11 protein-coding genes and 1 pseudogene are annotated in these 14,741 nt (G+C 66.1%); 2 read left to right on the top strand and 10 right to left on the bottom strand.

The features are described from left to right. Positions 1–397: 397 nt before the first annotated feature. Together ACYVF6_RS46110 and ACYVF6_RS46115 are read right to left on the bottom strand one after the other, a co-directional pair. Positions 398–1,627 carry a hypothetical protein gene (locus tag ACYVF6_RS46110; RefSeq protein WP_460533594.1) on the bottom strand — a complete coding sequence of 410 codons (1,230 nt, stop codon included), beginning with the start codon at positions 1,625–1,627 and terminating at the stop codon, positions 398–400. Beyond that, complete coding sequence (locus tag ACYVF6_RS46115; RefSeq protein ID WP_460533597.1) at positions 1,624–2,175, bottom strand: SigE family RNA polymerase sigma factor; 552 nt, start codon at positions 2,173–2,175, stop codon at positions 1,624–1,626. Before ACYVF6_RS46115 ends, ACYVF6_RS46110 begins: the two co-directional genes overlap by 4 nt. Positions 2,176–3,050: 875 nt before the next feature. Here ACYVF6_RS46115 and ACYVF6_RS46120 point away from each other — a divergent pair. Continuing rightward, positions 3,051–3,587 (top strand): MarR family winged helix-turn-helix transcriptional regulator, encoded by a 537-nt coding sequence (locus ACYVF6_RS46120; protein ID WP_460533600.1) that lies wholly within the window; start codon positions 3,051–3,053, stop codon positions 3,585–3,587. 22 nt (positions 3,588–3,609) lie between these two features. On the opposite strand, the gene ACYVF6_RS46125 is transcribed toward ACYVF6_RS46120, so the two are convergent. The 8 genes and pseudogenes from ACYVF6_RS46125 to ACYVF6_RS46160 all read right to left on the bottom strand — a co-directional run bounded on the left by ACYVF6_RS46125 (position 3,610) and on the right by ACYVF6_RS46160 (position 13,380). Further along, on the bottom strand, positions 3,610–7,644 hold the full coding sequence (locus ACYVF6_RS46125) for a glycoside hydrolase family 2 TIM barrel-domain containing protein (protein ID WP_460533640.1): 4,035 nt from the start codon (positions 7,642–7,644) through the stop codon (positions 3,610–3,612). 240 nt (positions 7,645–7,884) lie between these two features. After that, positions 7,885–7,938, bottom strand: a pseudogene (locus tag ACYVF6_RS46130) (hypothetical protein); the annotation flags it as partial. A 348-nt stretch (positions 7,939–8,286) separates the two neighbouring features. Beyond that, complete coding sequence (locus tag ACYVF6_RS46135) at positions 8,287–8,628, bottom strand: DUF929 family protein (RefSeq protein ID WP_460533643.1); 342 nt, start codon at positions 8,626–8,628, stop codon at positions 8,287–8,289. Next, positions 8,535–9,068, bottom strand: coding sequence for a S26 family signal peptidase (locus ACYVF6_RS46140; RefSeq protein ID WP_460533603.1), 534 nt, complete (start codon positions 9,066–9,068; stop codon positions 8,535–8,537). The genes ACYVF6_RS46135 and ACYVF6_RS46140 overlap by 94 nt, the downstream gene beginning before the upstream one ends. Beyond that, a complete protein-coding gene (locus tag ACYVF6_RS46145) occupies positions 9,065–10,984 on the bottom strand; it encodes an ABC transporter ATP-binding protein (RefSeq protein ID WP_460533607.1) in 1,920 nt (639 codons plus the stop codon). Before ACYVF6_RS46145 ends, ACYVF6_RS46140 begins: the two co-directional genes overlap by 4 nt. Before the next feature lie 9 nt (positions 10,985–10,993). Next, entirely contained in the window at positions 10,994–11,542 is a 549-nt protein-coding gene (locus tag ACYVF6_RS46150; RefSeq protein ID WP_460533610.1) for a redoxin domain-containing protein, read from the bottom strand. Beyond that, positions 11,542–12,111 carry a DoxX family protein gene (locus tag ACYVF6_RS46155; protein ID WP_460533646.1) on the bottom strand — a complete coding sequence of 190 codons (570 nt, stop codon included), beginning with the start codon at positions 12,109–12,111 and terminating at the stop codon, positions 11,542–11,544. Before ACYVF6_RS46155 ends, ACYVF6_RS46150 begins: the two co-directional genes overlap by 1 nt. A 1,050-nt stretch (positions 12,112–13,161) precedes the next feature. After that, positions 13,162–13,380, bottom strand: coding sequence for a hypothetical protein (locus ACYVF6_RS46160; RefSeq protein ID WP_460533613.1), 219 nt, complete (start codon positions 13,378–13,380; stop codon positions 13,162–13,164). A 43-nt stretch (positions 13,381–13,423) separates the two neighbouring features. On the opposite strand from ACYVF6_RS46160, the gene ACYVF6_RS46165 reads away from it, so the two are divergent. After that, a partial coding sequence (locus ACYVF6_RS46165; RefSeq protein ID WP_460533616.1) for a tyrosine-type recombinase/integrase occupies positions 13,424–14,741 on the top strand: 1,318 nt, incomplete at its 3' end.

Genomic DNA, 14,741 nt, shown 5'->3' on the forward strand with positions numbered 1-14,741 from the left:
CCGACGGTGACGGCAGGGACTACATCGTCACGTTGTACGAGCATGCGGCTACCGATGCGGGTCCGTACGTGTTCCGTTCTACCGGAACCGCTCTGGTAGCAACACCATGGTGGCGGCGGACGGTGGAGTTCGATCTGTCGAAAGCCGCGTTCGTCGCCGGTGACTTCGACGCGTCTACGGACGTCAGGAGACCTGGGAGGAATCCCCGTACGGCTGGGCCCAGCCCTGGGGTGGCGCCACGAATCCACAGGTCTCGCGTACGAACGGGCGCGGGGCACCTGGTTCCCGCCAGCCACGAACGAAGGGGCCGGCCTGGGGCAGGCGGACCTCCGAGTGGGTTCGACCGCAACGACGCGAGAGCGCCCGGGCCTGTCCTGGCCCGGGCGCTCCCCTGCGGCTAGGGCTTGTCTGGCAACGCGATGGAGTTGTTCGTGGGAGGCAGGTTTCCCGTGGCGCGTTCGCACTGTCCGGTAAGCGAGCAGCGCACTACGGCGCTGCCTTTACGGTCGCCCGCCAGAAGCAGTAGATCGTCATCGCTTTCCCAGACGATGCTGTGGGAGTAGCTGCCTTCGATCTGGAGCAGTCGGCGTCCGGTGGCGGCGTCGAGGACCACGGTGCGTGTCTGCCTCTCGTCGACAACATTCCCCTCTTCGCCGATGACCAGACCTGCCCTCGACAGCTCGGAGAATTCGATTCCGCACTTCTTCCACAACTGCTTACCGGTCGCGGCGTCGTAGACCGCCGGGCAGTTCTGTGCAGGGTTGGTGCCGGTCAGGATGTGGCCGAAGTCGTCGACTCCCCGGGCAGTTCCCGCCTTGTCGAGGGCGGAGACCTGCCCAGATTCAGGGTCCCAGATTCCAGTGACACCGGCGCCCAGCTGCTGGACAGCCTTGCCGAACGCCTTGTCGTTCTCTGCAGGCAACCCGGCGGCGAACACGACCTTGTCGCCGACGAAGCCGACGGGGTATGGGAACGGTACGTCGGTGACCACTTTCTCTTGCAAGATCCTGCCGGTAGTGGCGTCGCCGACCACGAGCTTGTGCTGCGCGCCGTTGGCGTCCCATTCCGGCCAGGCGATCTGTCGGCCATCGGCTGAGACCGCCGGAAGCGCACGGGTTGCGTGTTCGTTGATCATTGGCAGGCCGCGGATCGTGGCACCAGTGGTGTCGACCAGTTGTACGCGGTCTGAGAGGACCAGGTAGCCGTCGTGAACCGGCGTGAAGAACGGGCTTTCGTAAGGGCCTGCGATGCGGATCTTCCGTTCGCCGTCATGGATCTGTCCGCCGAGGACGTAGGGCACGGATGGTGGCACGCCTTGCTTGAGCTTGCCGACGTCGCCGATCGTGATCTTATGGAGCTTGGCCGGCAGGTGCGGCTGTACGGCCGGACCGTAGATCGAGCCGGCCGGTCCGACCTGCCGGTCGCCTGTTCCGAACAACCAGGCGCCCGAGGGAATGCTGGCGGCCAGCGCCGCCACGCAGGCAAGACCCGCAGTGACCCGGCGGCGGACTACGAGCCGGCGCCCACGTCGACGCACCTCACCGGTCAGGCCTGGGCCGCCGACTCTGGCTTCACTCGCCTTTCCTACCAACATGCTCCTGGTCAGGCTCTCAGTCCGATCGCTCATGACTCAACCTCCTCGCCGAGCAGCTTCCGTAGTTTTGCCAGGCCGCGTGCGTTGGTGCTCTGGACGGTGCCGACCGGCCACCCGAGGAGCTCAGCGACTTCGGCTACGCTGAGGTCCTCGTAGTAACGCAGCACGATGACCGCACGCTGCCGCGGTGGGAGCGCTTGGACAACGCCCCAGAGCTGTTCCTCCAGATCACTGGTGTCGGCGTGCGGCGGCCAAACGTTTGTGTCAGGCAGTTGGTCGGTGCTGCGCTCGAGTTGGCGCCACGCCCTCCGCCACAGGCTGACGTGCTCGTTGATCAGCACCCGGCGGACATAGGAGCCGATCGCCTGCTTCTTCCGGATCCGTCGCCAGGCCGCGTACACCTTGACCAGAGCGACCTGTACCAGGTCCTCGGCGGCGTGATGGTCCCCGGTGAGCAGGTACGCCGTTCGCGTAAGCGCTGCCCGGTGAGCGGCGACGTAGGCGCTGAACTCCTCGTCAACGCTCACATGGGTGCGGTTTCCCGCAACCGGTTCCGCCTCGGCTGCCACTTGGATCATCATCGACCTCCCTTCCGGCTGTTCGTTGCGCTGTCCACCCGAAGACGCGGCCACTGGCGGCTTTGAGTCCCATTACCGCCTCTTATCGATCCCTGTTGAGAAGAAGGCTCGGATCGTGCCGAAGGGCTCACAGGTGAGGCATCGGCTCGTCATCGGCGTCGAGCTTGGCGCACGGGCCTGCAGCAACGGCGCCTGGGAACACCAGGCCCTCCGGCACTTTGTCCGTGATCTCGCCAGCTTGTTCCGCCGCATGCCCCAGCGTGGACGCGCCAGCGCATCTCACACACCGGCGCCTCCACCCGCGACGGACTGGACCACGGCTGCGCTACCCCGACCGATTGCCACCTCCGTGACCGCGTCAAATAGGTGCTGACTTCGGCGCGCTTAGCTGGCTCCTGCGACGGCACACGACCGGGCCGGAAGCAGGTACGGACGGGGTGGGTGATCTGCTACGCCGTGTGCTGTCACGCCGTGCGTGCTCTCAACTGCGGGCGCGCATGATGTCGGCCTCGGCCTTGGGAATGGTGGTCTCGAAGTCGAGCAGCTTTGCCCCACGTAGGCGTGATGGTGATTACAGCCATCTGGTCGTACAGAACGCACGCCAGTCTGCCATTCGGTCCACTGATCGTCCGGCACGCGTTTCTTCGATGCGCGGAGAAAGACGTCCGGCACGCTCTGGGAAGGCGAGGCAGTCGTGCAAGAAGGAGCATGGCTCCTGGTACTTCGCGCACGATGTGCCGACGCTGCCGGGCGATACCCGCCGCTCCCGCGTACCGTCGAGCAGCGCCAATCGAGATATCACGAATCAATAGATTACGAGATCATAATATCTCTGTCCAGATCCCAGGCGTTTGAGCTGGCGTCATAGAATCCCTGCCATGAGCAGCAGGGACTCCATCGACCGCCACATCGCGCTGTGGAAACGCGAGGTACCCGGACTCGACCCGGTCGTCGAGGGCGTGGTCGTTCGGATGCAGGTTCTCGTCCGGCGCATGCACCACCTGCGGGCCAGCACCGTCGCCGCGCACGGCTTGAAGAGCTTCGAGTACGACATCATCTGGAACCTGCGCGCGCTCGGCGCCCCGTACCGTGGCACTCCGACCCTGATCGCCGAACGCGCCGACATCCACCCTGCGACGCTGACCAGCCGACTCGACCGCCTCGAGGACGCGGGCTACGTGGCTCGACTGCACGATCCCTCTGACCGCCGCCGACTGCTGATCGAGCTGACCGACAAGGCCCATGCCGCTCTGGACGAGTCCATCGGGGTCAACATCGACGCGGAGAAAGCCCTACTCTCGGCCCTCAACCGATCCGAGCGCTCACAGCTGTCGACGCTCCTGCGCAAACTCGTGCTCGCCGTTGAAGCCGAAGGATCTCAACTGCTCGCCACCGAGGACAATCCGCCCGGTTGACCCTCCACCGAGCAGGGATCAGCTAAGGCATACTACGTCCTTCCAGCCGTCCGACCGCCTGAACCCCGGCGTTTCCGCGTAGGCCGACGGCGTAGTGCCAGCCGGCCAGCGCCTCTGGCTTGGTGAAGTCGACCCGTCCCTGGGTCGTGCCGCTGCTGATCTGGGTCCAGCCGAGCCCGCGATCGGCCCAGACGGTGATCTCGTTCCCGTCGAGCGCGAAGGCCCACCTGTCGCCGGCTTCGAAGGGTTCGGTCCACCAGCAGCAGGCGTTGGACAGACTTCCGTCGATCACCACGTCGATGCCGTGCTGACCGTTGACGCCAGTCCACGCCATGACGTAGTTGCGTTCGTCCTTGACCAGCCCGGCGAACATGGCATCCTGGCCCTGGCCGGTGCCGGCCCATTTCTCCGGATCCACGATCACCACTGCCTTCGGGGTCGCCGGGCCCGACTCGTGGGCGACCAGACCGAAGTACGCACCCGGCCCATCGGACCGCAGTTTGCCATCTCCGAAGGTCAGGTCCGGCACGGCCTCACTGGACGATGGCTGGTAGATCGAGTAGGCGGCGCTGCTGTCGATGTCGAAGTTGTCGTCGACGCCGCGCTTCGAGTAGGCCGCCGGGTCGAATCCGACCACCGAACCAGAGATCACCTGAGTGGCGCGCCCGGCCCACGAGGCGGTCGCCGTGAAGGCTACGGTGTCGCCCGGAGAGACTGCTGTGTCGGTGGCGATGTCGAAGGCGACGTGCCGGGCTGCCCCTGGTGCGAGCGAGTCGAGCCGGGTGTTGCCGACCGGCGTCACTGTCCATCCGGTCGGCGCGGTCAACCGGACCGACACGTCCTTGGTCGCCTTCGCCGTGTCGTTGACGACGGAGACCATGACCCGCCCGGTCCCCGAGGCCGGCGAAATCGATGCCGCCGCCTGGTAGACCGAGAGTCTGGTGTCGGCCGCGGTGAAGTCAGGACGGTCATCAGGCACTCGAACGTTCCCGGCGACCAGCCGGGGTGGGATGCCGTACCGGCCGGACCGGGCGCCGAAGATCGACAGCCCTCCGCCGTCCGAGGAGAACCGCAGCGTCGCGGTATCGGCGTTCCCCAACGCCTTCGCGGTGATCGGCACCGCGACGCGGTAGCCGTACCGGTTGCCGTAGTCGCCGGGGATGGGGCCGCGTCGGCGCCCGGCGAGCGCCATCGGCCCGTTGGGATCATCGGGGAGCAGGACCGCCGGGAGCTCGGCACCGTTGACCGACACGGTCAGGTTGGCCGGAAACCGGCGTGCGCCGGTGACGTGGATCGCGTCGTACCACCCCTCTGCCTGGGCAGAGGCGACCTCCGCCACCAGAGTCGCCACCTTGACGGTGCCGTTCCGAACCTCATCCGGCACCTTCACCTCGTACTCGAAATAGCCGCGCCCACGACCGGTGACCCAGTCCGAGCCGCCGGCGGTGAAGGCCTCCGCGCCGCCGGTCCACGATCGTTCGGCGGGCTTACTCGGCGCGAACGCGGCCTCGTTCGCCGGCCCCGGTGTGTCGTACGTGAGGTAGTTCTCGGCGATCGTGCGTCCGCCGGCCTCGAGCCAGACCCAGAGGTAGCCGACCCGGAGACTCGCCGGCGCCTGGATCGAGATCGTTCCGGCGTCGGTCACCGTGTACCTCTCCGGGTCCACGGGGCGGGCGCCACCGCCGGCGTCGGCCATCCAGCGGCCGTGGTCGTCGTAGCCGCCGATCTTCCAGCGCAGCTGGGCGTTCGAAAGATCGTGGTCGCTGAAGTGGCTCAGCCGGACCGGGGTCACGATCGTTTCGCCGGGGTTGAGGGTCCGGGTCGACGGCCCCATCAGTGACACCGCGTCGTCGTCCTGGAACAGGTCGATGTCTCGCGGCTTGCCAGTGTGATCGACGAACGGTGGTTGGTTCGGTTGCCGGTCGAAGGTGATCTGGCTGGTTACTTCCTGCTCGATCTCGGCCAGCTGCACGCCGACGTATCCGTTCAACTTGGGGTAGCCGCGGAACAGGCTGGTGGTGTGCGGGAACTGGCCCTGGTTGATGCCGAACTCGGAGTTCAGCCACGGCTGGCCGCTCTGCGCGCCGTCGTTGAAGTTCCAGTCGGATCCTGACTTGATCAGTGGGTCGATCGCGTCCAGCAGCCCTTTCCACTCGTCGTAGGTGGACAGGTAGTAGTGGAAGTCGTTCAGGTCGGTGTCGAGGTGGCCGTTCAGGCAGCAGGCCGAGTTGTCGACGACCAGCCGGCTCGGATCGGTCGAGCGGGTGATCGCGACCATGTTCTTGACGTACGGGAAGGCCTCGGGCGGGATCGGCTGGCCCCAAGGCTGTTCGTTGATCCCCCAAGATTCGTTGAACAGCGACCAGAAGACGATGGACGGATGGTTGTTGTCACGTTCCAGCGTGTTCCGCAGCAGTTCCTCGAACAGCTGCTCCGCTTTCTCGCCCAGGGAATACCAGCCCGCGTTGGGGAAGTCGTACCAGATCATCAGGCCAAGCTTGTCGGCCAAGTGGTAGTACGTCGGGTCGTTGATCTTGACGTGAGTCCGCACCACGTTGAATCCGAGGCGCTTGGCCTCTTTCAGGTCCCGCAGCATCGATCCGCGGCCCGGGTCGGCCTCGGTCCCGGACTCGAGATCGGGCCCTGCCGTCACGCCGGTGTAGCTGTACACGCCCCAGGGGTTGTATGCCTGGTCGAGCACGCCGCGGACATAGATCGGCCGATTGTTCAGATAGACATACTGATACTCGCCGGTGTGGCCAGGGGCCCACTTGCGCTCGACCTTGCGTAACCCGAACGTAGTTCGTACCCCGTCATCGTCACCGAGCCGGAAGTCTGCCGTATACAGGGCAGGATCTGCCGGCTCCCAGAGCCTGGGCTCTTCGATCGTGAAGGTGGCCTCACCCTTACCGTCGGCGAGCGGAACCTCGACGGAGCCGACCGCGGTGCCGTCCGGGCCCTTGATCCGTACCGTTGCCTTGTCCGCGCCCACAGCCGAGACGTTGATCCTTGCCGTGGCGCGGCTGGGAGTCCGATCGTCACCGTCGAAGCTGAGCTCGGGCGTGACGAGCGTGGTGATCAGCCGCGCCTCGTTCACCGGTTCGATCCACACCGGCTGCCAGATACCGCCGATATCGGTGAACCAGCCCGTCGCGTCGCCCGCCGGGGGACCGGTCTGCTTTCCTGCCGGATACGGCGATTCCGGAGTGGTCGCCGGCGCCACGACCCGGATCGCGACGGTGTGGGTGGCGCCCGGCTTCAGCCGGCCGAGGTCGGTGGTGATCTCGGTGTAGCCGTCGCCCGAGTAAGGCAACACGGCCTTCCCGTCAAGCCAGACGGCGGCACCGTAGTCGGCCGCACCGATCCGCAGTCGGACACCGTGGCCGGCGAAGTCAGTCGGCACGGTGAACGAGCGCCGATACCAGACTGCGCCCCGGTAGGTGGAGAACGCGCTCCGGAAGATCTCGTTGGTCGCCAACTGCTCCTCGCCCCACGCGGCCAGAGACTGATAGCCGAACGGCACCCGGATCGCCTTGCTGTATTGGTGAGCCGGGTCGAACCAGTGCTCCGCCTCACCGACATTGCGGGGATCGAAGTCGAACGACCAGGTCCCGTCAAGGGCCAGCCAGGCATCATCGGTGAACGGACGCCGGTCGGAATCTGGCCGCGGGTACTCTGCCCGGGCCGGTTTGGTGTCCCGCTTCAGCTTCAGGGTGACTGCCTCACCGTCACCACGCGCCACCGAGGTGAAGGCGAAGCCCTCCTTCGCGGCCACCACCAACGCGCTGTCCTCGGGAACCTCCTCGAGCCTGAACGTTCCGTCGGCGGCCGAGGTCGTGAACACATCCGCTCGCGACCCGTGCACGCTCGCGCCCTCGATCGGAGCACCCGACCCATCGATCACCCGCCCGGTGATCGTGCTCGTCTCGGCCGACTCCTGGGCGGCCGGCGCGAGCCGAGGACTCACCGACGCGTTCGCGCGCGGATCCGGCGATGGCTCGGCCCCAGCCGGCACGGTGGACAACGCAGGGCCCACCAGTGCCAGCGCGATGATCATCAAGACAGATCTGGATCGCATCGTCCGCGAGGCTGTGTGCATGCCGGATGCTCCGTTGTCGCAATAGTCGGATGTCACGAAGGTAGATACACCGAAACCAGATATTACGAGATGGTAGTAGCCTCGTGGAGGCATGTCACTCCCTCTCGGCGCTGATCGCAGAGGTTCCGGTGCGACCGTCCGCATGCGGACAAGCGCCCGGTGCGTCTGGCTCTTGACCGTTCCGACTGAGTAACCGAGGACTCGCGCGGTGTCGGCTTCGCTGAGATCCTCGTAGAACCGCCGGACGACCACCGTCCGCTGCCGCCGGGGGGAGCTTGCCGGGTGCGCCGTCCAGGCAGAGGCGCAGCTCAGTCATATCGGCGAAGTCAGTCGCAGCGCGCGCTCAGGTAGCCTCTCGGCCGGATTTCCGAGTTGCGTTTGCGGCGCAGCCACGAGACGTATTCACGATGAAGGGACGTGCGGATATAACTCTCGGGATGCCGTGGGACACCAAACAGTCCCACCGCCCGACAACCCGAACCAGAACATTCTGCAGCAAATCCTCGGCCAGGTGCTGATCGCCGGTCAACAGAAATGCCGAGCGGGTCAGAGTCTACCCGCGAGCCGCGACGAACTCGCGGAAACCCGCGTATCGATCCATTAAGGCGCCTCCGTGACGCGTAACACGCGGAAGGGGATCTCCTTGCCTACGAAGTCGAGGTAGTCACTGCGGTAGGTCGCGCAGTGGAAGCTGAACGTGGGCGCGCTGGGGTAGTTGTCCTCGGCGGCAGAGGTGGTCGCGGCCAGATTGCCGAAGGTGCCGAACCGGCTGAGTGCCACGACCATCGACCAGCGTTTGGTCGCTCCAGCGGGGCCATTGGTTGTATCCGGTGGAGGGCATCGCGCTTCTATTGAAGGCTGGCCGTTGTTCTTGGGGTGTGGCGTTGCCGGTGTGCTTTGTCCGAAGGCTGTAGGGGGCGTACGACGACGCCTATCAGGCAGTTTCCGGAAAGGTAGCCGTAGTGGCGGGAGTCGAAGCTTTTGGCGGGGTTGTCTCCCATGACGATCAGGCAGCCGTCGGGCACGGGGGTGCCGGCGGCGGCGGACACGGTGGCGGCCACGGATATGGGTACTGGGTCGCCGGGTACGGCTGCCGCTCGTTTGATGATCCAGGGGTGGCCGGACAGGTCCCGGCTTTCACGCGCGGCGGCCGCCGGGTGATGGCTTGTCTGGTGGCTTTTGGGGTTTTGTAGGACGACGATATCGCCGGCCCGGATGTGCCGCAGCTGCCGTCGTCGTATCAGGACGCGGTCGCCTGCACGGAGCGTGGGTTGCATGCTTGGGCCGTCCACGTGGATCACGACGAAGCGGCGGCGGAGCCAGGTGATGAGCGCGGTGGTGCCGGCGAGCATGGTCGCTGCGGCGATGGCGGTCCGCCTCATAGCGCCGTGTCCAGGGCACGGTCGGGGACCGTGTCGGGGGCGGGGTCGGGTTGGTAGCCGTTTGCCTGCAGCGTGAATAGTTGGGCGTAGCGGCCGTCTCTCGCCATCAACTCTGCGTGGGTGCCTTGTTCGACGATTTGTCCCTGGTCGAGTACGACGAGCAGGTCTGCGTCGCGGACGGCTGCCAGCCGGTGTGAGATCAGCACGCTGGTCCGATCCGCGCGGTGTTGTCGTAGCCGGGTGTGGATCTCGTGCTCGGCCTCGGCGTCCAGGCCGGAGCTGGGTTCATCGAGGATGAGCAGGTCCCGCTGCTCACGTAGGAGTGCGCGGGCCAGCGCCATCCGCTGCCACTGTCCGCCGGATAGGGCGACCCCAACGTCGGGGTCGGTGTCGTCGGGTCCGCGATCCTTCGCTGAGGAGAACAGGCGTGACAGCAGCGTGTCGTAGCCGCGGGGGAGTGCGGCCAGCGTGTCGTGAATGCCGGCTCTGCGTGCCGCGGCCTGCACGCGGTCCGTGCCCCGGTTGTTCAGGTCGCCGAGGCCGATGTTGTCGGCTGCTGTCAGGTCGTACTCCATATAGTCCTGGAACACCACGGCGATCCGCCATCGCAGTTCGGCCGGATCCATGTCCCGCAGATCCACTCCGTCCCAGAGGATCGCGCCGCGCTCGGGGTCGTAGAACCGGCACAGCAGCTTCACCAGCGTGCTCTTCCCGGCGCCGTTGCGGCCCACCAGGCCTACGGACCGGCCGTAGGGGATCGTGAGGTTCACATCCCGCAGCGCCCAGGGATGCTCCTGTGAGTAGCGGAACCACACCCCGCGAACCTCGATACCGCTACGCAACGGCGGAGTTGGACGCGGATTGGCAGGCACCGGCAGGTCCGGGCCGCTGGAGGTGATGGCGAGGTAATGGTCGAAGAGCAACAGTTTGTGGTGGGACCGGGTCAGCTCGCTCACCAGGGATGTGGCGGCGCCTTGGACCCCCGCGACGGACGCGATGAGAAGCGGTATGTCGCCGGCCGAGAGCGCACCGGCTCGGGCGGTGAAAAGCGCCCACAGCAGGCTGACCCCGGCGATCCCGGCGGTCAGCAATCCCAGGCCGGATTGGGTGACCAGGTCGCGCTGGTCGATCTGGCGCCGCTGTGTATCGGCGTCCCGTCGCTGCGCGATCATCAGCTCACGAAAGTAACTGGCGGTCCCGAACAGACGCAGTTCCTTGGCCGCCTGCACGCTGCTCAGCAGCCGTTGGAAGAAGAACTCCCGCCGCGCCATCGGGCTGATCCGCCACATCATCGCAGCGCGAAGCCGGGACAAACGTAGCTCAGCGATCAGCGCAGGGATGGCCGCAAGCGTTACCGCCAGCGCCAGCCAGTGGCTGATCACCAGGAGCGAGCCGAGAAACCCGACCATGGTGATGGCGCCTCGGCAGATAGCCAGCACGCCGAAAATCACCATGCTCGGTGTGCTGCTACCAGCTCCTTGGGCCAATTCCAACCGGTTCAGGAACGCTGGGTCTTCGAACCTGGCCAGACCGGGAAGCCGCTCGGTGGCCGCGAAGAGCCGATCCTGGGCGGTCAGGCCGATCCGACGCTCGAGTTCCTGCTGAAGGTAGCCGGACGCCAGGGGCAGTACGGCGGCCGCCAACCCGGCGACCAGGAGCCCGCCGCCTATCCAGGCCAGAGCGGAAACGCTGACCGATCGCTCCACTATCGCGTCCAGCGCGAGCTTGGTCAGCCACGCCACCCCTACCGGCACCACCGCCGCCGCCAGCTGCAGCGTTCCGTAGCCGAGGATCTGATATCGGCTGGCGCGCCATGCCAAAGCCAGGACGTGCACGATCCTGGCTACACCGGCTATGGCTCCGGTCTGAGTCCCGGTGCCGGCCCTGGTCCTGGCCCTGCCCACGTTGTCGCGCACGAGCAGCGGTCACACCCTGGTGGTAGCGGGCGATGTGCTCAACTCCACGCCGCTGCTGACCACAGTTCCGGACTGGTCGAGGACACCGAACGCGGGAAACGAAACCAACTCCAGCGCCGCCCGGATCACATTAGCCCTCGGCGCCTCGACGACAACGCGGGCGACCGGCTCCAACTGCTCGCGATAGGTGTCCGCCTCGTCTTCTTCCGCCAGGACGACGGCGATCACCTGGTCGCGTCCGCCGGGGAAGGCCTTCGCGTAGTCGACGAAAGCGGGCAGCTTCTCCTTACACGCAGAGCAATGCGGTGTGAAGGCACCGACCAACGTCTGGCCGGACAGCCGGTCGCGTGACACCGGTTCACCGGTGGTGGCCACGACCTCGAACGGCCCGGCGGCCTTACCTTCGGCGAGGATCGCGTGTGGCCGCCTACCGGACGACAGTGACGAGATCAGCTCGGTGTGCTGGCGCAGCCGCCGGACCACACCGAGCGTCAGTATCAGGTTCAGCAGGCAAACCGCGAGAGCAAGAATGGCCAGCGCGGCAACAACAGCCATCATCACAGAGATCCCTTCGTGGCATGGTGACCATTGAGAGGTACGACGGACCGGAACAGTTCGGCCACGTCGTCGGCGGTCACCACGAGGGCGGCGGCCACAGCGCCGGCGACCACGGCAGCAACGACTCCGGCCGGCTCGAGCGGCCCGGCCGCGGCCGCACCGACGGTCAACCCGAGACCAGCGGAAGCCCCCAGGACAACGTTCCGAACAAGATGCACACCACCGACCGGACGAGTCGAGGCCCCGAAGCAGTGGCATGGTGCGCGATCCCCGCGCCGCAGCGCGGCCAGCACCGCCACAGCAAAGACCAACGCCAGCAGGCCGGCGAGGACGAAACCCACCCACGCCGTACCGGGCAGCACGAGCAGCACCAGCACCGCCGCCTCAGCAGCGATCACACCACCGGCCAGCACACCGGCTGGGACCCGGGCGACAATCCACCCAGGCCCCAGCCGGGCAGTAGCCGCCACGAATCGGGCGTAGGACTCCCGGCCGCGCAGCTTACTGACGACCGAGGCGAGGAACACCAACCCGATCATGCAGCGGCAACCCAGCACGACGTAATCCATCACAGACCCTCTCCACAGCAAGCAAGAGCGACTGAGAACAGGAACTCACCCGTCGAACTCCGGCCAGCGGGCGACATCCTCCGGGGTGACATTGCACGCGGTTGAATGCCCGGACGAGCAACCTCAAGGCTGCCGTGCTCAGGACTACACGCCCGACCGTTGATGATCACTACTAACCACACGGGTTGAAGGCGGAACACACTTCCTTACCGCCTATCGCTCCCGGCGGATCGCCGTAGCACAGCCACCAATCGCGGGTGCGGTCGCAAACCCTATTGAGGTACTCGCACCAGCAGTCAGCGGATGCGCGCGCACGGGGGACCATCAAGCTGAGTAGACGGTCACCGAGCATTTCGAGCTTCATGAGCATCGCTTTCGAACCTCCCTTCATCCATATCGATCACAAGTGGCGCTCCCCACAGCCAGCGAGAGCGGCCGACACAGAAACTCACCCGTCGAACACCCGTCAGCGGACAACATAGCCGGCGTGACATTGCACGTGGTTGAATGCCCGGACGAGCAACCTCAACAGGGGTTTTGGTAATTGCACTCGTAGTAGCAACTCTGGCCGGCCGGGGTATACCTGCAGCAAAACCACCGAAGGCGGCTGACGTCGCAATCCCCAACGTATGTGCACTGGCATTCAGCGGAGGCACGTGCGTGGGGGACCATCAAGCTGAGCAGACGATCGCCTAGCTTTTCGAGCTTCTTGAGCATTGCCTTCTAGCCTCCATGATCCACCGCGACAGTCGAAACGAGACCGGACGTCGATCTTCGCCGCGATACCGCAACGTCGGTCGACCGTTTCCAGCTTGGCTTACAGAGCCACGTTGGTAAGCCGCCCTCGAGCCGGTCCTGTGTGGACCATTCTCCACATTGCGCTGGCGCCGCGCTGGCGCCGCGCTGGCGTGAAACGCCCCGGTCGGCGAACGTTCGCCCTTGGGCGGCAAGGACGAAGTCCATGGCCAGGAAGACGAGGCACTCGCGGGGACGCGAGAACAGGCGGTGGCCCTTAGCGTGGTCCACCAGCGGGACTACAGCTCCTGGCGGTCAACTGGAGTTCTTGGCGTTGGCGCCTGCGGCGACGTCGAGGACTTCGCCGGTGATGTAGCGGGCGCGGTCGCTGAGGTGGAAGGCGATGGACTTCGCGACATCCATCGGGTCGATCCATGGCACGGGGTTGGCGTTGAAACCTCCGGCGATGTAGTCGCTGACCCGGCGTTCCCGTTCCTGGAAGGTGAGGTCCTGCTGGTACAGGTCGGGCATCATGTCGCGGTATTGCTCGTCGTCGCGGTACAGCGGGTGTCCACGGTTGTCGGCGCGACGACGTTGGCGGTGTCTGGTTTCCGGTCTGGGGCGGGAGATCGACGCCAAGACAGCCGTTCAGCGGCTCGGGAACTCGGCCGCGGCGCTGGTCGCCGAGTACCCCCACGGACAGCGCCGCAGCGGGCTGCTGAAGATCTCCCGCGTGCACCCCGACGCCATCTCGCCGGAACTGTGGACCCGCGACATGGCCGCGGAGTACGTCGCGGACACGCTGTCGGCCGTGCATGGCCAGTGGGCGCCCAACAACCGCAACCGTTCCCGGTGGGGCCAGCCGCTGTCCGCCGGCGGCAAGGCTCAGCGCATGGACTGCCTGCGCGGGTTCTTCTGCGATCTGATCGAGTGGGAGTGGATCAAGCCCAGGTTCGACCCACGGCAGGTACTGAGCCTGCCGTTGTCGGTGCGAGCACAGATGGGACCCAACCCCAGGATCATCGACGACGTGGCGTGGGCCAAGCTGATGGCCGCCGGGCTGACCCTCAACGTCGAGGACGTCAAGGAGTACGGCACACCCTCAAGCCGCGAGACCGCCGGTTCACGACGCTTGTTCTATCCGATCGAGATGGTCCGTGCCCTGGTCGGGGTGTGGCTGTTCGCCGGCTGTCGGGTCGATGAGATCCGCCGCCTGGAAGTGGACTGCATCAGCTGGGACCAGGGCCGCGACGAGTCCACCGGCCAGACCTACCCGATCTGCCTGTTGCACGTCCCGCAGAACAAGACCTCCCCGGCGTTCACCAAGCCCGTTGACCCGATCGTCGGCCAGCTGATCAACGCCTGGAAACACGTCCGTCCCGCCCAGCCGCTGCTGGAGGACCGCAAGACCGGACAACGGCGGGAGTTCCTGTTCTGCTACCGCGCCCAGCTCATCGGCAAGGGCTACGTCAACGACACCGTCCTGCCCGCTCTGTGCGGCAAGGCCGGCATCCCCGAGTCCGACTCCCGCGGCGCGTTGACCAGCCACCGCGCCCGCGCCACCATCGCCACCCAACTCCTCAACGCACCCGAACCACTGTCCCTTGCCGACTTGAAGGAATGGTTGGGCACAAGCACTACTCCAGCACCCGGCACTACGCGGCGATCCTGCAACGCAAACTGTCGGCCGCCTACCGCAAGGCCGACTACTTCGCCCGCAACGTGCGCACCATCCAGGTACTCATCGACCGGGAGACCATCCTGTCCGGCGCCGCGACCGGCGGCGAGCAGCCGTGGAAGTACTACGACCTCGGCGACGGGTACTGCACCTACGACTTCTTCGCCACATGCCCACACCGGCTCGCCTGCGCCCACTGCCCGTTCTACCTCCCCAA

The organism is Flindersiella endophytica (genome assembly GCF_054779015.1).